General features: G+C 47.8%; 19 protein-coding genes and 1 tRNA gene. 5 read left to right on the forward strand and 15 right to left on the reverse strand.

Annotated features, from left to right (window positions below; translation table 11 throughout):
• Positions 1 to 54: 54 nt before the first annotated feature.
• Positions 55 to 291 (forward strand): DUF4282 domain-containing protein, encoded by a 237-nt coding sequence (locus tag Z042_RS03340; RefSeq protein WP_024912780.1) that lies wholly within the window; start codon positions 55 to 57, stop codon positions 289 to 291.
• 114 nt (positions 292 to 405) lie between these two features.
• Here the strand turns inward: Z042_RS03340 and Z042_RS03345 are convergent, their stop codons facing one another.
• Positions 406 to 1,155, reverse strand: a complete 750-nt coding sequence (locus tag Z042_RS03345) for an NAD-dependent epimerase/dehydratase family protein (RefSeq protein WP_024912781.1) — start codon at positions 1,153 to 1,155, stop codon at positions 406 to 408.
• Between the two features lie 616 nt (positions 1,156 to 1,771).
• Here Z042_RS03345 and bglF point away from each other — a divergent pair.
• The 3 genes from bglF (at position 1,772) to Z042_RS03360 (ending at position 5,296) form a co-directional block, all read left to right on the forward strand.
• The gene (gene bglF / locus Z042_RS03350) at positions 1,772 to 3,646 is read left to right on the forward strand and encodes a PTS beta-glucoside transporter subunit IIABC (protein WP_024912782.1); all 1,875 of its coding nucleotides are present in this window, start codon (positions 1,772 to 1,774) and stop codon (positions 3,644 to 3,646) included.
• Between the two features lie 24 nt (positions 3,647 to 3,670).
• Positions 3,671 to 5,071, forward strand: a complete 1,401-nt coding sequence (locus tag Z042_RS03355) for a glycoside hydrolase family 1 protein (RefSeq protein ID WP_024912783.1) — start codon at positions 3,671 to 3,673, stop codon at positions 5,069 to 5,071.
• A gap of 148 nt (positions 5,072 to 5,219) precedes the next feature.
• A tRNA-Pro gene (locus Z042_RS03360) sits at positions 5,220 to 5,296 on the forward strand.
• A gap of 213 nt (positions 5,297 to 5,509) precedes the next feature.
• On the opposite strand, the gene Z042_RS03365 is transcribed toward Z042_RS03360, so the two are convergent.
• The 7 genes from Z042_RS03365 to pelA form a co-directional block, all read right to left on the reverse strand.
• Positions 5,510 to 6,283, reverse strand: coding sequence for a MipA/OmpV family protein (locus tag Z042_RS03365; RefSeq protein WP_024912784.1), 774 nt, complete (start codon positions 6,281 to 6,283; stop codon positions 5,510 to 5,512).
• A gap of 209 nt (positions 6,284 to 6,492) precedes the next feature.
• Positions 6,493 to 7,287 (reverse strand): CPBP family glutamic-type intramembrane protease, encoded by a 795-nt coding sequence (locus tag Z042_RS03370; RefSeq protein WP_167336754.1) that lies wholly within the window; start codon positions 7,285 to 7,287, stop codon positions 6,493 to 6,495.
• A 12-nt stretch (positions 7,288 to 7,299) separates the two neighbouring features.
• On the reverse strand, positions 7,300 to 7,938 hold the full coding sequence (locus tag Z042_RS03375; RefSeq protein ID WP_024912786.1) for a TetR/AcrR family transcriptional regulator: 639 nt from the start codon (positions 7,936 to 7,938) through the stop codon (positions 7,300 to 7,302).
• Positions 7,939 to 8,278: 340 nt separating this feature from the next.
• Positions 8,279 to 9,502 carry an O-antigen ligase family protein gene (locus Z042_RS03385; protein WP_037406675.1) on the reverse strand — a complete coding sequence of 408 codons (1,224 nt, stop codon included), beginning with the start codon at positions 9,500 to 9,502 and terminating at the stop codon, positions 8,279 to 8,281.
• Between the two features lie 57 nt (positions 9,503 to 9,559).
• The gene (rfaQ, locus tag Z042_RS03390) at positions 9,560 to 10,714 is read right to left on the reverse strand and encodes a putative lipopolysaccharide heptosyltransferase III (protein ID WP_024912789.1); all 1,155 of its coding nucleotides are present in this window, start codon (positions 10,712 to 10,714) and stop codon (positions 9,560 to 9,562) included.
• 313 nt (positions 10,715 to 11,027) lie between these two features.
• Positions 11,028 to 11,330, reverse strand: coding sequence for a hypothetical protein (locus Z042_RS03395; protein WP_024912790.1), 303 nt, complete (start codon positions 11,328 to 11,330; stop codon positions 11,028 to 11,030).
• A gap of 456 nt (positions 11,331 to 11,786) precedes the next feature.
• Complete coding sequence (gene pelA / locus Z042_RS03400; RefSeq protein ID WP_037406677.1) at positions 11,787 to 12,935, reverse strand: pectate lyase; 1,149 nt, start codon at positions 12,933 to 12,935, stop codon at positions 11,787 to 11,789.
• A 312-nt stretch (positions 12,936 to 13,247) separates the two neighbouring features.
• Between pelA and Z042_RS03405 the strand changes: the two genes are divergently transcribed.
• Positions 13,248 to 13,922, forward strand: coding sequence for an HAD family hydrolase (locus Z042_RS03405; RefSeq protein WP_024912792.1), 675 nt, complete (start codon positions 13,248 to 13,250; stop codon positions 13,920 to 13,922).
• A gap of 58 nt (positions 13,923 to 13,980) precedes the next feature.
• Here Z042_RS03405 and Z042_RS03410 read toward each other — a convergent pair whose 3' ends face one another.
• The 7 genes from Z042_RS03410 to Z042_RS03440 form a co-directional block, all read right to left on the reverse strand.
• Positions 13,981 to 15,231 (reverse strand): vWA domain-containing protein, encoded by a 1,251-nt coding sequence (locus Z042_RS03410; RefSeq protein ID WP_024912793.1) that lies wholly within the window; start codon positions 15,229 to 15,231, stop codon positions 13,981 to 13,983.
• Positions 15,232 to 15,548: 317 nt separating this feature from the next.
• On the reverse strand, positions 15,549 to 16,124 hold the full coding sequence (locus Z042_RS03415) for a TerD family protein (RefSeq protein WP_024912794.1): 576 nt from the start codon (positions 16,122 to 16,124) through the stop codon (positions 15,549 to 15,551).
• 75 nt (positions 16,125 to 16,199) lie between these two features.
• On the reverse strand, positions 16,200 to 16,778 hold the full coding sequence (locus Z042_RS03420) for a TerD family protein (protein WP_024912795.1): 579 nt from the start codon (positions 16,776 to 16,778) through the stop codon (positions 16,200 to 16,202).
• Between the two features lie 56 nt (positions 16,779 to 16,834).
• Positions 16,835 to 17,878 (reverse strand): TerC/Alx family metal homeostasis membrane protein, encoded by a 1,044-nt coding sequence (locus Z042_RS03425; RefSeq protein ID WP_024912796.1) that lies wholly within the window; start codon positions 17,876 to 17,878, stop codon positions 16,835 to 16,837.
• Between the two features lie 24 nt (positions 17,879 to 17,902).
• Positions 17,903 to 18,358, reverse strand: coding sequence for a tellurite resistance TerB family protein (locus Z042_RS03430; RefSeq protein WP_024912797.1), 456 nt, complete (start codon positions 18,356 to 18,358; stop codon positions 17,903 to 17,905).
• Between the two features lie 24 nt (positions 18,359 to 18,382).
• Positions 18,383 to 19,543 carry a TerD family protein gene (locus Z042_RS03435; RefSeq protein ID WP_024912798.1) on the reverse strand — a complete coding sequence of 387 codons (1,161 nt, stop codon included), beginning with the start codon at positions 19,541 to 19,543 and terminating at the stop codon, positions 18,383 to 18,385.
• Positions 19,543 to 20,127 carry a TerD family protein gene (locus Z042_RS03440; RefSeq protein WP_024912799.1) on the reverse strand — a complete coding sequence of 195 codons (585 nt, stop codon included), beginning with the start codon at positions 20,125 to 20,127 and terminating at the stop codon, positions 19,543 to 19,545. Before Z042_RS03440 ends, Z042_RS03435 begins: the two co-directional genes overlap by 1 nt.
• Between the last annotated feature and the right edge of the window lie 195 nt (positions 20,128 to 20,322).

The following is a 20,322-nucleotide window of genomic DNA, read 5'->3' on the forward strand; positions in this document are numbered from 1 at the left end:
GAGGGGAATTTACCCTATCTGAAATAAGTTAAGTTAACGAGGAAAGGACACAGAGTGAAAAATATTTTCTTTTTTGATGCAATGCTGACGCCAAAAATCATCACCGGCATCTATTGGCTTGCTTTACTGGGTATTCTTGTCAGTGGGTTCGGGCTGATATTTTATGGCGAAATTTTACGTGGCATTCTGGGCCTGATTGTGGGCGGTGTATTTACACGCGTCTGCTTTGAAATGGTCATCATTGCCTTTAAAAACAACGAGTATCTGCGCAAAATCGCTGAAAAGCCGTAATGCCTGACTCAATCAGCGCCGGGGAATCACCCGGCGTTGGGGTATTTCTCTGGGCTGCCGTTGCCTGCTCTTTCATCTATTCTCTCCCTATTGTGTCGATCATCAGGCATATCGTTAAGCAAAACCGAGCAGGGTGAATGCATCATCCTCGGGATAGTAACCCAGTAAATGTGTGGTTTCCTCCAATGACAGCCTTTTATAATGGTTATTGGAAATTCCATGCACCACGGCATGCTGCACATCAGCGACCCGAATACAACGATCCAGTAAATCGGCGGCATCACGGTGGCTGAGAAAAGCACTCAGCTCACGGGCACTGGTCTGCTGGCCAACCGCCAGCGTAGTAAAGTTGGCAATCCGTACCGACAGCGCTGAAATCCCCTCTTGATGAGCGAAATAGGCCGCAATTCCTTCCCCAAAAGCCTTACTGACACCGTACATATTCTTTGGTTTTGGCGCATCTTCCGGACGCACCTGATAATCCAACGGATAACCTTCTACTACCTGTGCGCAACTGGCAAAAACCACGCGTTTACAGCCTGCGTCTTTTGCCGCTCTAAAAATATTGAATGTACCGAGAATATTGTTTTTCATCAGTGAGGTGCAAAAATCAGCCCCCTGCGAGGGATCGGCAGCCAGATGCAAAACGGTATCAATATCGGTACAAGCTGCACGGCAGGCCTGAATATCAGTAATATCAAACACCAGAGCCTCGTCATCGGGCTGTACATTGTTCAGCAAACCCATCTCTTTTTCCGCTAATCGCAGCATGTAGCGATTACCGACAAACTGCCTGAAAGCCTTTGCGACACGGCCACCGGCACCTGTGATTAAAATTCGCCCAAACTCTGTACGTAATGCCATGGCTACTACTGTTCCTAAAACGAATACGCTGGGCATCATTAATAATACTGCTTGCTATTTTTGTCCACTATTTAATTAATTTTTCTCATGTATCCTGATAGAAAAATAAGACTTTTACCCATAGCCATTCTAAAACCAAAGTTTTCTATTAGGATTTTTCTTGAGTAAACAACACGTAAAATAATGAAAATTTCTCTGTTTAAAAATGAAAAATTTAAATTAAGTGATTGTTATATAAATTATTTAACCTTTCGCATTCATATGAAATACTCAAGTTAAACACATATTGATTATATGTCGAATCAAGATGTTTGATAAGATTCATTAATGGTTCTTATGCTTACCAATCTACACCGTTTTGTATCCTAGATCACAGTTCAATAACTTTGTCGCGGAAAGCCTTGCTGCACTGAAAAACAGAATGTTAACGTCATAGTTCAGTCAACTTAGGGTTGTCACTGCTTTAGCAGGCAAAACCTAAACCTTGTGCTTCTGTTCCCCCCTGTCGGGTTCAGAGGCAATAAGGTTTAGGTTTTTTTTTGCGCTGAATTCTGTCCCGGGGATTGGCCATTGTTGGGAATGCGGAACAGCTGAACCAAGCATGGAGGATAACATAATGAAATATCAAGAATTAGCCAGTGAGATTTTGGCCGGAGTCGGTGGCCGCGACAATGTAAAAAGCCTTGTGCATTGCGCCACCCGTCTGCGGTTCAAACTGCGCGAACATCACCGGGCAGATGCAGAAGCCTTGAAGAAACATCCAGACATTATCATGGTAGTAGAAAGCGGCGGTCAGTTTCAGGTGGTGGTTGGCAACCACGTTGGAGAAGTCTATAAGGCAGTGAATACCGTGGCCGGGTTTAGCGAGGAAGCCCCGGTCGCCGATGATAATGAGAAAAAGGACAATCTGTTCAGCCGTTTTATCGACATCATTTCTGGCATTTTCGCCCCGTTGTTAGGTGTGATGGCCGCTTCGGGGATCTTGAAAGGTTTCCTGGCCCTGAGCCTGGCCTGTGGTTGGCTGCTGGAAAGCAGTGGTACTTTTAAACTACTGTTCGCAGCCAGTGATGCACTGTTCTACTTCTTCCCCATTATGTTGGGGTATACCGCAGGCAAGAAATTCGGTGGTAATGCCTTTGTAACCATGACCATTGGCGCTGCGCTCACGCATCCCCTGATGATGGCGGCATTCGAAACAGCCCAGCAGCCGCAGGCTCAGCCGGAATATTTTCTCGGCATTCCTATCACCTTTATTAACTATAGCTCATCCGTTATCCCGATCATTTTTGCCTCTTGGGTATCTTGCCGCCTGGAACCACTTTTCAATCGGGTGATCCACAGCGCGCTACGTAATTTTGTAACACCAATGATGTGCCTGCTGATCACCGTCCCGCTGACTTTCCTGCTGATTGGCCCGGCGGCAACCTGGTTGAGCCACCAGCTCGCTCATGGCTATCAAACCATTTATGCCTTCAACCCGGTTATTGCCGGCACGTTTATGGGCGCAATGTGGCAGGTCTGTGTGATTTTCGGCCTGCATTGGGGATTGGTGCCGTTAATGATCAACAACCTGAGTGTATTGGGGCGTGACACCATGTCGCCGTTGCTACTGCCAGCGGTCATGGGGCAAGTAGGCGCTTCGCTGGGCGTGATGTTGCGCACCCGCGATGCCAAGCTGCGTGTGATGGCAGGCTCTGCCGTCAGCGCCGGTATCTTCGGTATCACTGAACCTGCGGTGTATGGGGTCACCCTGCCAAATAAACGCCCGTTTATTTTCGGCTGCCTCGGCGGTGCAATAGGGGGGGCGGTGATTGGTTATTTCCACACTGCAACCTATTCGTTCGGCCTGGTCAGCGTTTTCACCTTTGCCCAGATTATCCCACCAGGGGGTTTTGACGCCACCGTGTGGGGTGCTATCGCCGGTACACTCTTATCGTTCCTGTTTGCTGCCGTTGCCAGCTACCTGTTCGGTATCGTGCCACCTCCAGAAAAAACACAAGAAGTAACGGCTCCATTGGCAGAGGCACCACTCAATCGTAAACAATACGTCACCAGCCCGATTGCCGGTGACATCATTCCGCTGGAACAGGTCAAGGATGCAACATTTGCCAGCGGCTTGCTGGGGAAAGGAGTGGCGATCAAACCGCACTTGGGCCGAGTAGTGGCACCAGTCAACGGCAGCGTGGTGTCGTTATTCAAGACTAAACATGCCATTGGGATTGAATCAGATGATGGCGCAGAGCTGTTAATCCATATTGGCATTGATACCGTCAAGCTCGATGGTGTGCATTTCACAGCACATATCAAAGAAGGTGATCGCGTTCTGCAAGGTGATTTGCTGATTGAGTTTGATCAGGATGCTATTCACGCCGCAGGATTCGACACCACCACACCGATCATTATCAGCAACAGCGACGCCTACGTTGATGTGCTGACCAGTGGTCACAGCCCGGTGCAGGAACGAGCATCGTTGCTGACGTTATTACGTTAATCAGGATGACTTGAGGAGAAAGCGATGAGTAGCAAATTTCCAAAGCATTTTCTATGGGGCGGTGCAGTGGCGGCCAATCAGGTGGAAGGCGCTTATCTGACGGACGGCAAAGGCCTGTCAACCTCGGATCTGCAACCACAAGGGATCCTCAGCAGGCTGTCACCGCGCGTAGCTGGCGACAGTGGTATTAAAGATGTGGCGATCGATTTTTATCATCGTTATCCGCAGGATATCGCGCTGTTTGCCGAGATGGGCTTTAAGTGCCTGCGCACTTCTATTGCCTGGACACGCATTTTCCCGCAGGGCGATGAAGAAACCCCCAACGAGGCTGGATTAGCATTTTACGATCGTATGTTTGACGAGATGGCGAAATACGGCATTCAGCCCCTGATCACCTTGTCACACTACGAAACGCCCTACGGTTTAACGCAAAAATACGGCGGCTGGTCCAACCGCAAAACCATCGATTTCTTCGAACGTTATGCCCGCACAGTATTCGAACGTTATAAGCACAAGGTTAAATATTGGCTGACGTTCAATGAGATTAATATGTCGCTGCACGCTCCTTTCACCGGTGTTGGATTGCCAGAAGGCAGTAGCAAGAGCGCGGTTTATCAGGCGATTCATCATCAACTGGTGGCGAGTGCTAAAGTAGTCAAAGCCTGCCATGAGATTGTACCAGGCGGGAAAATCGGCAATATGCTGTTGGGCGGCATTCTCTACCCCTTAAGCTGCAAACCGGAAGATGTGCTGGAAACCCAGCGCCAAAACCGTGACTGGTTGTTCTTTGGTGACGTACAGGCACGCGGAGCCTACCCGGCCTATATGCAACGTTTCTTCCGTGAAAACGGTATTCAGGTGGAAATAACGGACGAAGATAAGCAGATACTGCGTGAAACCGTTGATTTTATCTCCTTCAGTTATTACATGAGTGGCTGTGTAACCACCGATGAGGAGAGCAACAAAACTGCGCAGGCTAATATTCTCAACATGGTTCCTAATCCACATCTGGCAAGTTCAGAATGGGGTTGGCAGATCGATCCGATTGGCCTGCGTTATCTGCTTAACGAACTGTATGACCGTTATCAGAAGCCCCTGTTTATTGTTGAAAATGGGTTGGGAGCGAAAGATCGCATCGAAGCCGATGGCAGCATAAATGATGATTACCGCATTAATTACCTCAACGATCATCTGGTGCAGGTAGGTGAGGCTATTGACGATGGGGTTGACGTGATGGGGTACACCAGTTGGGGCCCCATTGACTTGGTGAGTGCTTCCAAAGCGGAAATGTCGAAACGCTACGGCTTTATTTATGTTGACCGTGATGATGCAGGTAATGGCACCCTGGAGCGCCGCCGGAAAAAGAGTTTCTACTGGTATCGCGATGTGATTCACAGCAACGGTAACAACCTGAAAACCTCATAATCTCTGCCACTAAACAGCCCGGCCAACCGCCGGGCCCTATTATTCACCGCGATAACCTTGCCGTGTGGCGCTTTTCCCACCACTTGAAGTACCCAAGGGAAAAAGTGATTGACGCCTATAATCACCAGCAGTAAGATGCGCCCCGCATCGGCGAGTAGCGCAGCTTGGTAGCGCAACTGGTTTGGGACCAGTGGGTCGGAGGTTCGAATCCTCTCTCGCCGACCACTTTCAAGAAACCTGCTTTATAAGCAGGTTTTTTTATACCTGAAATTTAAAGAAAAAAAGGTTTACGGCCACCTTAGCCAAGCCAGATAGCCGTTCTGCTCAAACAGCGCCACGATATTTATTAAATCTCTTTAATGAAATACCATGCTTAATTAATAAATATGACATTCTATATTATGGTCAGTGAACAATATGCTGACAAAATTAATGCACTCAAAACTTATATAAGAAACCAGTAGCGACAGACAGACTATAAGCACGTTCGGTCATCGGGCTATCTTTTACAGCATCACTCATTTGTTCATAGTGCCCGCTCAAAAATAATTGCCAATTATCATTGATTGCATAGTAACTGGAAAGAGACAAGTAAGAAGATATATCGCTCTTGGCTTGATATTCATGTAAATTACTGCGCTGTGCTTCTTGTTGGTTAATACCAAAATAATAATCATTGAAAGAACGGCTTTGCCACTTTATGCCAGCGCTTGGCACCCATTGCCATTTGCCAAACTGAAATGAATACTGATAACCAACATCAATCACTACCCCATTACTATAACCCAGAATATCTGTTGCCACCTCACCGCTGACCGTGCCCCAACCGGCATGATATTGATATTCAACGCCAGCCATCGCCGTAGCACGCCGCTTATCCAATTTTTTCATAGCCAGATCATCGCTATCTGAAGGTTTAAAACTCAATGAAGAATAACTGACAGTAAAGTCTACACTATGAGTATCAGTATTAAACATATGTATTCCTGCTCCCTGCCCACTGATAAAAAAACGTTCTCCTTGATAAGTCACAATAGGTATTGGCATAAACTGCGCATCATAATCACGATAGGCTAATTGCTCTGCCACCATCCCACCCCCGATTGACCAATCGCCCGCGTAAGCATAATTATTGAATAACAGGGTAGTCAGTGAAATAACACAAGCTGGCAGAAACAAACCATGAGATGAGCAAAGATAAGAATGATTCATAATATATACCCCAAAGTATTTTAGTCAAAAGATTGCCGTCAGCACTAACTAGCTGATGGCATGAATTAAAGAGTGATTATTATTGTTGCAATAAAAATTATATCAATCACAGGTCAGTGAATTATTTTCGGTGAAAACTCCTCTGCAAAATAAAGTAATGCAGTATCGTAACTTCTTGGTCAATACAAAGTTAAAAAGTATTCAGTACGTTATTCTTTGCAAAAAAAGTCTTGTTCAATGGCGATCAACAATGCCGCAACCAAAAGTAATACGGCTGTCCAGATACATTTGGTCAACGGCTCTATCTGCAACAATTCGGCAGCCATCACCAGTGTAAAGTGAAACAGCACGGCCGCCGGTATACTGCGCTGGCAACGGTAATAGAACCAGTTAGCAATGACGGTGGCAGGAAACATACTGATAAAAAAGTTGGCAACATATATTCCACCGGTTTGCCATAGTTGGTTCTGATAAGTGCCATGGATAAAAAATAGGGGTAAATGCCAAAGCGCCCATAACCCGCTGAACACCAAAGAAACTGGCAGTAGCATTCTCCAAACGCTTCTCAAACTATCCACGCCATAGCTACGCCAGCCTAATTCTTCCATCAGCGCCGCACTCAACGCCAAGGGCAACATAGGAAAAAAACCGTCGGAAAAGGAAAACTGTGTGGCACTCTGGCCTGCTGATATCGATAACCAAATTGCCATCATCAACGGCAGAAAAATCAGCCCAAACATCATCAACAGGCGATTTAGCGTGATCCCAGCCAGAGAAAACATTCTCTTACGGCAATCTTGCCGTAACCGCTCATCGGCAGAAGCCCAGACCAGCACCCACGCCGCGCAAGCCGGACCAAGTAATCCCATCAGAGCAATAATAACTGTCAGGTGCTGGCTATTCGGTAAATAACTCAAATAGGCAGCAATCGCCCACGGCATCCATGACAGCCCAAAAGCCAAGCCAAAAAAACGCCATGGGAAATAACGGATTGAATGGATCATCGGAACCATATCTCAACCCTGCCTCTGAATACTGGCACCTAACGCTGTAGCAAAAGAACCAGGAACTGCACCAAAAGCCCGTTCAATCAGCAACAACATGGCCTGCATACGCGCAGCCTCTTCTTCAGGCGTCCAGTTAAAAGTTTGCTGACCAAACAAAAACATCGACCCCGCCAGAATGAACTGAACGGTGGACAACGGATCTGCAACCTGAAAAACCCCTTCTCGATTCCCCTGTTCCACCACTGCCGCTAGAACCGGCCCAAAAACCAACACCGTTTCAATATTGCTACGTTCATGCAGTGCACGGTTTTCCGGGCGGTGTAAATCCTCAACGATGGATTGCCCGCTTTCCACGGTTTGGCTTTGCGCCGCAATGATTGTGCAAAATTTCTCAATGGCTCCCAAATGTGGATCATCAGCAATAGCCTGTGATCGGGCGGCAATATCAGCGCACATCTGCTGTGCCAGCGCTTCAAGCACCTCTTCCTTTGACTTGAAATAGTAATAAAACGTCCCTTTGGCGATGCCAGCACTACGGACAATTTCATCAACCGAGGTGGTTTCATAGCCTTGGGTCTGAAACAAGTTACCCGCAGCATGCAGAATTTCAGCCCGGCGAATCTCTGGTTTTTTCACTGTACGAGCCATATGACGTTCCTGAGTTATGTATGGAATATAGACACAATACAAAATGACTGACGGTCAGTCAATTATAAAGATAAAATTTTTTTGCCTGAGATATGAACACCAATCCCCATTACTCAGCAGAGCAACAGAGGTGGTTTCAGCTATTTGGAGAGCAAAGGCGCTACGGTATCATTCGTGAAAATCAATCTGAAACCGGCATATACGGCAGGAAAAAACCAGGCTGGGGCACACGCAGTAACCCAGCCAAAAAGCTGGCGAATAAACGCCGCTTTCAGTCGAAAGGTTTAAATATTGAACCGAGGGCTAAGACAATAATACCCTCGGTTGGCACACTTCTGCGTCAGTGAGGATCGCGCCGAAGCGGAGCGACACAATAACCCGCCAGCACAGCCGCCAAGATCATAAACAGATGCCCCTCAGCAGAGTCCAGCAGGAACGAATTGAACAGATGGCAAGCCATATAGCTGCTGAGTATGGCAACCAACAGATTGCGGCAGGCTGCTGGCTGCCCCCAAGCTGCACGGAAACAGCACAGCATCCAGCCTAAAAACACTGCTAACCCCAGCAGGCCGTTTTGTACGGTTTCCAGCAAATATTCGTTATGTGGGTTATGAACACCGTCGCCCGTTTCCACATTGCCGTACCAAAAACTCCCGGCGCCATTGCCCAGCCAAGGTGCTTGCTTGATCAAACGCAGCGACTCACGGGCAAAAGCTGTACGTTGTCCCATTGAGTTATCGCAGATCTCATAAGCTTGAGCAGTTGGTGCCAGCACACAGTTTTGAATTTCCTGTACACCAAGCGTCAGGCGTTCTGTAGCCCGATTAGGTATCAGAACCAACGCAAGCGCCACCAATAAGCCACAGACAAAAACGCCGATACGTTGCCAACGGGGTAACGTCAACAACAACCAGATGCCCATGCCAACAACCAGCACCACATAACCGGTACGCCCCTGTACCATCAGCAGTACATTGACGACTGCCAACACAACCAGAGCCCCGTATCCCCAGCGCTGCCAGCCCGATTGTGTAAAGGCTCGAGATAGCCATATCAAAGCCGCCAACGCCATAAACACGTTCTGCGTTATTTGCAGTTTGAATACCGTCGGGTTCTGCGGATCAAGGCCCCACAGAGGAACATTCAAGAAGCCAGATGTCAGGCTGATAGCCAGTATCGCTGCATTAGCCAATAAGAAGCCGTTGATAAACCGGGTAAGCAGGCGAGAATCTGCCAGAAAAAACAGAGCCAGCGGCAGCACAAACAGCAACTTTTGATATTTGCCCACCATCTTTGGGCCATAGTCATGCTGCTGTGTCAATAACGAGATCGCAAGCAACGCAAACATCAGGGCAGGCAACCATACCAGAGGTTGCTTGAGCAGTGACTTAATATGACGAGTATCTCGATGCCACAATAAGCAGACCAAGGCCAGTCCCAACATTGTATTCATCAACGCGTTAGACGTAGGCAAAGAGACGCCAAGTAAAAATGCCGTAAAACTGAATAGCCGAAAACGAGAAGGGGTGAATGCTGGAGCAGAAGACAAATTTATCGATGACATGGTGAGAACTCATATCCGGTAAATGAAACACGGTAAACATCACCGTGTGGAAAAAGCTCAGGCTGAGGGTTTTTGGCACATCAATTGTTGCTTGATGGCATGAATAACATCACTGGTGGGAATCGCCTCCAAATAACGTTCCGGCGTATCGGTATCAATTTCGTTAGGTTGAGGTAACGGGCGGTAGTCTCCTGCCCACAGCCGTATGTGGGGAGCCTGCCAGGGTGACCATTGTGCCAGGTTACTGGGGCCAAATAACACGACAGAAGGCGTCTGTAACGCGGCGGCCATATGCATCGGCACCGAGTCCACGCCAATAAACAGTTTTGCCCGGTCAATCAGCACAGCAAGTTCCGGTAATTCCAAGCTACCAGCCAGATTAACCACCCGTTGCGGCATCGTACAACCCGCCAGAATGGCGGTTATCATGGCGATTTCATCGGCTGAACGTCCCCCCGTCAGCACCACGGTTTCCCCTTCGCGGGTAAGGTGGTTGATAACCTGTGTAAAACCCGCTACCGACCAGGTTTTAAACGCCCAGCGGGCAGTCGGTTGGATCAATACGAAACTCGTCAGATTATTACGCTGGCTGAGTTGGTCAACCACCTCAATATCACGCTGCCGATAAGCCATCGTCACTTTGGTAATAATCGTGGGCAGCGCCAAAGGAGCCAAAATACTGAGGATATTAAGCACAGTATGCTGCTGCTGGCCATCAACCGCCACCAATAGCGAATGGCAAGCCTGCCACAACCGGTTGTCACGTTTGGGGTAACACAACCCCAGACTAAAGGTCGGTTGCAGAAAACGGCAATACAACGCCGCCCGCCACTGGTCGGACAGATTGAGCACCAGATCATAGTGATGGGTACGCAGGCTATCCCATAACGCTTTCTCACCACGATATTGCGCTTTGAAACCTTGGCGTTTGAGGCTGCGATCCACGGTGTAAGCCTGATGGATATCCCGATTGCCTGCCAGCATCGCTTCCGTGCCGTCATACACCAGAACATCAATCAGAGCATTAGGATAGTTGGCACGTAACGTGCTGAACAGCGGCGTAGTCAGCAGGACATCACCGAAATGGCGTAGTTTGATCACCAAAATACGCCGTACCTGCTCACGATGCAGCAACAAGTCAGGCACTCGGCTGTCGGGTAACGTTTCTTGGCTAGTGCTGGTTGATACGACCGAAGGTTGGGTTATCGTCATATTTCGTCGTCTCAGAAAATGCAAAAGACCCCTTTTGAACGGATACCGAAATAGTCAACGGGGAAGCGAAAGTAATACGATAAACGAATGCCCAATGCCAAATGTTAATGCCAGTGGCGATGAAGGTGACTACTCGTCAATGCCTCTTTCGGAGCAGTAATATAAAGTTTCTCTGGCAATATTACCAATTATATTGCCAGAGAAACCGTCCCTTTCAGGCCAAATTTTAACCACTCCCACCCATTCTGCAGATGGATTTAACGATTTCACCTAACCTGTGACGGATAGCACTAGCTTACTTGAGGATGGATTCTCACGACACGAGCTGCGCGCGCAAATACGCCAACGCACTTTGGCTGTAACTCTCGTTTTGAGCCAGTTTTGGGATCAGGCCCTGAGCTTCCAGATCCATCCCGATACGATGCAACTCCTGATGCTGTGGGAGCACATCGGCAAACGCATTGAGCAGGATAATTGACGGCATGATTTTTTCTGCACAAGTACCAACCGCTCCAGGTTCATCGCCTCTGGCTGGACAAGGAAGATTATCCGCATTACGGCACTGACATGCTTGTAATAAAGTGATCGCCTGTTGAATTTCATGACTCCATGGCATAACTACATTCCCCTAAACTTATCCCATACATCAATGTATGAATAGAATAATAGACGATAAATTAGCACGCTTTAGATTATTCATCACAGAATAACCCATATAAAAACCAGGCTAATGCCGTATGATAATTTAGATTTTTCCCGCAATTACACATTGATGTAGGTCACATTACATAAAGATAGCTAAGACTTTTCTATTGTCTGGCGGCAACCGTGATTTGCATCTGATAATCACTTAATGCTGGTTATTCTGCAACCAGATTACTGTAACTGTATCACTGAGTGCCTGTTCTACGGGGCGGAATGTCAGATCCGATTCGAGCTTGCTCGTGGCATGATTGAAAGGAAGTGTAGCGATTAAGCCGTGGCGACCTAAGCTGGCACCAGGTATCTCGGTGGCTAAAAACCTCAAAGCACTCCTCCATGAGTGCTTTGTCTATCCGCTATATCCGCAGGGTTATTTCAATTCAATTTTCTTTAACCATTCAGGGTAGGTTTTTGACAAGTATTCTTCAGCGAAATAGCCATACCAGCCATAACCTGTCCGGCGCTCTCTGGCAATATCTTCATATTTCGCTACGCGCTTCCCATCGCGGTTAGCCAGAATCACAGAGTTATCATTTAGATCATAAAACCTGGCCCAAATCCGGGGAGCCGCAGGGTCCTTCTCAATGCGTCTGTCCCACTGGCTGGAATGCCAAGCATATTTTTCCTCCGGCGCTTCAAATTTAACGACTTTGAACCCGGTCAGCGCAGAATCCTTGAGCCATTGTGTTGCGTTATTAATACTTTCGATTATTTCTGGAGAAGGATTATCAATGGAGGTGAGATATTCAAGCACCCCGACAGTTTCTGAAGATATGATGCCAGGAAGTTCATATGAACGCCCACCAACGGGCTTCAACGTTTCTGGATTATACTGGCCTGCCCAACCGGTTTTTTTGCCATTTTGTACAATTTGCAATTCAAGCAGACATTTATCGCCTCTGGATACAGAATCAGAAATTAAAGCCAGGGTAGCATCATCAACAAATCCATATGTTTTTCTGTCTTGAAGTATATTTCTGAATAACCGTAATATACCGGACGTCACATCATCCGCATTCGTAATCGCTCGCTGGTAGCTGGTATTTTCAGTTTCGGTGCTGTTCTTGGGAGGAATGGTATGAGGCCAGCCAGCACAGACCGTATATTGTTGATTAAGCGTATAACGGAGCCCCTGTAATGCCGCATCACTGTAACGTTTGTCACCCAACTCGGCCCAAGCATGGGCAAGGTACTCTATTTGAGAGTACGTATTGCGGTTATCAAACGATACTCTAATATCACTCTTCTCTTTGCGGAAAGCCTGTTGTTCTTCCGATGATAAAATTCTTAATGGGTCCTGATTTTCAATCCAGCCTCCGACATCTTTCTGATATAAAAGCACATTTTCAGATATCCCTTTTACATCATTTTCAGCAAGCCTCTGATAATCTTTACCATTTTTATTCTGATAATGATGGATGGCATCGGCGAACCCATCCAGCCCCGGTGCTGCAAGAGCAGAAGTAACGATACCGGTTAACATGACCACGCCGGTAGTGAATGAAAAAAAATTCATCATTTATCCCCTGTTAAAAAAATAAAACAATGTACCGAAAAAAATGGTACGTGTTTTCACAAAAAAATAAAGTGACCTTCATCTGCAAAAAAGGCAAAAAACTTAATTTTGCTATTGGCCACCGCGAAAGCGTCAAAACTGTAAATAATCTTATGTAATGCCAATGATATTAAAGGTAAACGTTTAAGTAACGAAGTATAAGTATTGCAAAACATGGGCGGTGGTTATTCTCAAAAATTTAACGGGATGAGGAGTTCTGTTATTATCTATCGAATATGAAAGATGCCCGTTCTTGCTGAGTGGAGATATGATTTAATGGATGCAAAAGTTAATCGTACAAAAAGAGTTTTGTCGGTTTTTGATTTTGACGGAACGCTGACTCATCGAGACAGTTTTATCCCGTTTCTCCGTTTTGCTTTCGGTAAACGCCTATTTGCCCGGCGGTTAGTAAAACTTGCCCAGCCTACCTTCAGGTGTATACGCAAAAAACTCACCCGCGACGAGTTGAAAGAAGTCCTCATTGAAACCTTCCTGACCGGCGTTGACGAACACTGGTTCCGCCAACAAGCCGAGGCCTTTTGCTCAGCCTATTGGGCCAGATTGATGCGGCCTTCCGGGTTGCTGGCTGTTGCAGCAGAAGTGAATTCTGGCGCAGAAGTCACGATTTGTTCCGCTTCTCCGGCCATGGTTTTGCAACCCTTTGCAGACCGTTTAGGCATCAAGCTGATTGGCACCTTGTTGGAAGTCGCTGATGGCAAGCTCACCGGGCGCATTACGGGTCACAACTGCCGCTGCGGGCAAAAGGTCAAACGTCTGGAAAGTATTTACGGTCAGCTAGAGGAATATCATCTCAGAGCCTGGGGTGATACCCGTGGGGATTACGAACTGCTGGCCACCGCTCAGGATGCACACTGGCGGCACTTTCATCCTGCCTGGTCAAAGCTCCGCTCTCCCGTCAAAAAACTGAGCCTGGCAGAGCGGAATAGATAGCCTATATTCAGGCTCTGGCTCGGTATGGGCCTGAGCCACAGTAAGCAGCATAAAATGGTTAAAAAATTATCCGATCTGCTTTGGCAGCCTCATACCAATCTTTAAACTCCTCCAGCAGCAGATCATACAAACGGTCTTCCTGAAGAGTCGCGAAATTGTCAATCGCAAAGAAATGGGTGTTATCCACTCGGCGATCCGTGAAAGTATCCAGATTTTCCAACACGCCGTAGTTCATCCCACCCAAGCCGACGAATTTCCAGAAAATCGGGTAATTGGCCGAGCGCCTGATAGCCTCTTTGATCTGACGCGTTTTACTGATACCGCCGTCAGTAATAAACACAACATAGACCGGCAATTCACTGTGTTTGAATGTCTCGATCAGTTCTTCCATTACCGGCGGTTCATTGTTTGTGCCACCCAAGCCTGGCAGATTCTCCCAGGTTGAACGCCTGGTCGTATTCTGGATTGCCTGAATATACCCATCAAGATTATCCAGCGTAACATCGGGATATTTAGCGTGCTTTTCCGCAAATCCCCAAACATCCATTGAACCATCATCATCAAACTGAACAGCCAGCACCGCAATACGATCCAGAACGGCTTGAACATTCCCCTTACTGAACTGACCTTTCATTGACCCCGACGCATCCAGAACGAAAGCGACTTTCGCCTTTACCGATTGCAGGTTAAATTTAGTGAGGCTAACGGTGGCTTTCTTTGCCAGGCTCACTAAACGAGGCGCTTTGTCCTGAAGTTTTTTCTCAAGACTCACGGTGGAAAGCGGTGTAGATGCTACTGGTGCAACCGGCTGAGCAATATCAACGCCATAATTTAAGGCCAGTGGTTCCAGGCCACCGTTAAAACCTTGCCCAAGCGCACGCAGTTTCCAATTGCCCGCATGCCGATAAATCTCTGCCAGGATCAATGCTTTCTCCGCACGGCCCTGTGTTTCCACCCGGTATTCTGCAACATTTGGCATATTCAATTGCAGATGGCTCAACCCTGATACGGCATCGGGGCCATCAATGACCAGCGTTATGGCAATCTTACTGACATCAGCTTCAATTTTGCTTAAATCCAGTGAGATCGAGCTACTTTGTGGCGAATGTTGCAAAACAACGCTTCTATTGGCCGTAGCCGTTTGGTTGAAAAAAATAAAATCCGCATCGCCACGCACTTTACCTGCGGCATTCAGCAGAAAAACCGCCGTATCAAGCTCACTCTTAAAATCGGGAGCGCTGGGATAATGTAATGTCAGATTGATGTGCATTCCATTAACGACCAGATTCTGGCCTGACTGTAAAATCATCTGGATAACCTCCTGTTTTTAAATAGTTACCACCCAGCTCGCTACCGTGGCGCAGTGCCGTAGGTCCTTATCCGCATGATACCCGTATTTAAGCCTGTATTTCTTGATAAAAAGGCGCTGGGCTACGTACTGTCAGCTATCGCAATAATGGGGATAAAGAAAGAAAGGGAATCAAGCGACCAAGCCTCACAATAACAAACCAGCATCGCTCTCTTTTCGGGAATAGAACTGAGATAACATCAAGATCAAAACCCCCTCTTTTTGCCAAAGAGGGGGGCTGGTAACCTTAAATACTCAAGGTTATGGGATCAGCTGACTCAAACATTGACGCCATGCTGTGAGGCCAACGCCGACAAGCCACCCGCAAAGCCTTGGCCTACTGCCTTGAATTTCCACTCTGCACCGTGGCGGTACAGTTCACCGAAGACCATGGCAGTTTCGGTAGAAGCATCTTCAGACAGGTCGAAACGGGCAATTTCAGTCCCATTGTCGTTGTTGTAAATACGCATATAGCTGTTGCTGACCATACCAAAGTTTTGTTTACGGGCTTCGGCATCATAGATGGTAACGGCAAAAACCAGCTTCTTAGCGTCCTCCGGAACTTTGCTCAGGTTAATTTTTACCTGCTCGTCATCGCCATCACCTTCGCCAGTGCGGTTGTCACCCTGGTGTTCAACGGAACCACAAGCACTCAATTTGTTGTTAAAGAAAATAAAACCGCTGTCATTCAGTACCTTACCGTCTTCACCTACCATAAATACGGAGGCATCCAGGTCAAACGCCTGGCCGTCTGTGACACGCGCATCCCAACCTAAGCCAGCCATGGCAATAGTCATGGCCGGAGCTTCTTTAGTCAGGGATACGTTACCGCCTTTTACGAGAGAAACTGCCATTTTAAAACTCCTGGTTTAAGGTTGATTCAGGCAGCCATATGCTGCCCAATTTAAGAGAGAAAGCGTCTTGCTTGATCAGGACGCGTTGATACCGTACTGAGCACATACGGATGCCAGTCCACCAGCATAACCCTGGCCTACTGCCCGGAATTTCCACTCTGCACCGTTGCGATACAGTTCGCCGAACAACATGGCAGTTTCCGTGGAAGCATCTTCTGTCAGATCATAACGAGCCACTTCGCTCTGATTATCGTCATTAACCAAACGGATAAATGCCCCCGATACCTGACCGAAGCTTTGACGGCGGGTCTGTGCATCGTGGATAGTGACCACAAACACAATTTTGTCGACGTCTGCCGGGATCTGATCCAGCTTGATTTTCAAGGACTCATCATCACCGTCACCTTCGCCGGTACGGTTATCACCGGTGTGCGTTACAGAGCCATCCGCAGAGGTCAGGTTATTATAAAAAATGAAATCAGCATCACCGCGCACTTTACCGCTGGCGGCCAACAAAAATGCAGAGGCATCCAGGTCGAAATCCTGACCATCGGTGGAACGTGCGTCCCAGCCCAAGCCAATCAGAACGTTCTTCATGGTAGGTGCTGCTTTACTCAGGGAAACATTACCGCCTTTAGAAAGAGAAACACTCATTGTCCTAACCTCTCAGATTAATGTAGTTCAAATGGATTTCAGCCCAGATAGAGGGATCAATTATCCTGTTTTTCCTCAGCATCGGGTTTGCCTGGGAACATGACGCTCGCCAGAATCCCCAGCGCCAGCACCCCCAGAACAACAAACAGGCTCGTTGGCGCTGAAATGTTGTAACCATGATGCCAGATATGGTCGGTTGCATTAAGGCCCAGTTTCGCTGCAATGAAGAACAACAAGACGATAACGGCCTTTTCAAGATGCACCAGATACTGCTTCAGGGCTTCCAGCACAAAATACAGCGTACGCAAGCCGAGGATCGCGAACATCATGGCACTGTACACAATCAGCGGCTCGCGGCTGACCGCAATGATGGCAGGTACAGAGTCAAACGCAAACATCACGTCGGATAACTCAACAACCGCCACACAAAGCATCAATGGTGTTGCATACAGAGCCGCCTTGGTGCCACGGCCAATCGTCACATCCTGGTTCTCAGGCTTTGCCAGTTCCTCGTCCACTTCTTTCTGATTTAACAGAAAAGCGTGTCCTCTCAGCTTCGGCCAAATAGGGAAGAAACGTTTAACCATGCGATACGCAAGATGTTGTGAGTAATCTTCAATTTCATCACCGTCATCACCGCTTTTCAACATCATGACGGCGGTCCAGGCAACGATAATAGCGAACACGATTTCAACGTATGGCCCAAGGCTCAAGAGCCCCGTACCAATGGCAACGAAAATCCCCCTGAAGACGATAGCCCCGATAATCCCCCAATACAGCACGCGGTGGCGGTAGCGATCCGGCACTGCAAACCAGGAGAAAATAGCCATCATGACAAACAGGTTATCAACCGACAGCACTTTCTCCAGTGCATAACCCGTGACAAACAGGCTGGCAACTTCAGCTCCATGATGGATATACAGGAAACCGGCAAAAGCCAGCGCCACAGCAATCCAGAAAACAGACCACAGCGCCGCACTCTTCAGCGAAATAGGCTTATCATGACGGTGCATGAACAAGTCGATAAAAATAGCCCCGATAGACAATACAACGAAAACCATAACGGTTTCGATCGGGAAGCCGATATTCGTGGATACCATATTTAACCTTTTGAGGATATTACATTAAAGACCGAATTCGGCCGGTTCAAAGCCAAGCGCGATGGCAATCTCACGCACCGCTTTCTGCTCATCCTGGTCAAAATCACCGTCGCTTTTGGCAACAGCAATACCAACCCGCAACGCCAATTGAGCCGCTTCTGGCTGATCTTTCAGCGCAAGGATGTATTTCATGGTTTCACCCTTGCCGATTTCCACATCGAAATCGAAGCTGGCCACCAGTTTGTTAAAGAATTCGATGACTTCAGTCGTTTCGAAAACCTTTAACTCATCAGACGCACGGAGAAAACCGATCATCTTTTGTTTTTCTTCGCTGCTGACACCATCACTCGACACGGCAATACGCGCGCATACGGCAACGGTTCCCTGCATAAATTTTTTGTTCTTGAAACGGCCAACCTGTTTGGTCAGCTCGTCACGGCTGGCATTAAATGCCCCTTTAACCTTATCGAAGAAACTCATTTTGAAATCCTCTGCAAAAAATCATTATTTAGAACCGGCTCTCCAGTTAAAGCCCCAGCCAAAAGCCTGGTCCATATCACTGTGGCCGTTGAAGAAACGGTTGATACGCTCCACTTTAATGCTGCCGTTCTCGTTCACCAACCGTGCGACTGCGCACATGTTGCGGTTGTTCTGCCCTTCCGTCATCCGTGTTTCTATCGGTGGTTGGTCTGGAATATGGAGAGTCACGACACCATCCGTTTTATCCCAGCTCGCAACACCTTCGTAGATAAAGGCATAAATCAGCACTTCACGGATGTTTTTCCATTCGCGCCCGTTAACGTGCAGCCATTCACCTTCGGAGATATCACCGGTACGGTCATCGCCCTGTAACTGCGCGTAAGGTTCGCTATGGTAAGAACCAAAACTGTTGCCCAAAGCCTGGATCACCGTTTTGTATCCGTCTTCCAATTTAACAAACGCACCGAGATCTAGATCGATGCCTTTTTTCGAGCCAAACATGGCCCGTAACCCTGTTGGGTTGCTGCCACGGTGCCAATTCAGATTGATACGGATTTCACCAAAGTTATCCCGCTTGGTCAGGCTGATTGCGGGTTTTTCTTTGGTTAATGACACTTTGCTCAGGCTGATTTTATTCGGAGCCGGAGCAGGCGGCGGTGTGGGTGCCGGATCGGCTGCCGCAGCGGGAGTATCCGCCACATCCACGCCAAAATTTTCAGCCAGCGGCTTGAGCCCGCCATTGAACCCTTGAGCAATAAAGCGGAACTTCCACTCGCTGTTACGGCGATAGAGTTCCCCCAGGATTAACGCCGCTTCCTGTCGGCCGGCCAGTTCAACCGCACCCGCCACAAGCACTTCATTATCTGCTTCAACCTGAATCGCCAGACGTTGCAAGCCTGCCACCGTTTGGTTCCCGTCACAGGTCACCGTAAAGGCTATTTTTTGCACATCGGCATGCAGCCGGCTGACGTCTACGGCAAACGAAGAATTATTACCTTCATTCGCCAACGAAACGGTAGCATCGTCGCTCTTGGGCTGCCCGTAAAAGATCATGTCCGTGTCGCCTTTGACTTTGCCGCTCGCATACAAACGGAAAGCAGAGGCATCGACCGGCGCACCCGACAGAATACGCACTGTCAGCAGTTTCGATGGAACGGGAGCATTGCTCCCCGGCGTCATGTTCATTAGCGCACCACGCTGGCAACGATGTCGGAATGCATGTCATCAATGGTACGACCGCTGCATGCTTTGCCGTGCGCGGTAAAATCCCATTGCCCGTTGTTGCGGCACAGCGAAGCAATCACGATCCCGGTGTGAGCGCCTTGCTCATGCAGTTCGTAGCGCGCCAGTTCCTTATTATCCTGATCAAGCACACGGCAAAACGCGTTTTCTACATCATTGAAGGTCTGACCACGGAAGCTGTTAACGGTGAAAGCAAGGTATTCCACCTGTGAAGGCAGGCGTGACAGCTCGACACTGATGATTTCATCATCGCCATCACCTTCACCGGTCAGGTTGTCGCCGCTGTGCAGCACCGCGCCACAGCTTGATTCCAGTTTGCGGAACCAGATGGTGTCGATTTTATTGCCTGACTTATCCAGCAACACACAGCCAGCATCCAGATCGATTGAGCCACCGCCGCCGCCAAACAGTTTGCTCATCATGCCTTTCTTTTTAATTGGGTCCCAACCTAAACCGAATTGCAGCTGGTTGAGTGCAGATGACTGTTTGCTGAGTGATACCGTCTGGTTCTTGCTTAATGAAACCATTGTCATAATTCCTTCAAGTTGGTATTGAAAAAAGTAATGTTTTTTACACCAAAATCCATGAGAAAGAAAATCATATCATGATGGCGTTTAGGTACAACACCATTTTTAACCCGCACGGCATTAATTTAGGTTAATACTATATTTTTAAATGAATTTATTTTTTAAATAGCCCGATAAATCAGGCATTGAAAAATG

Origin of the sequence: Chania multitudinisentens RB-25 (assembly GCF_000520015.2) — a bacterium.
GTDB lineage: Bacteria > Pseudomonadota > Gammaproteobacteria > Enterobacterales > Enterobacteriaceae > Chania > Chania multitudinisentens.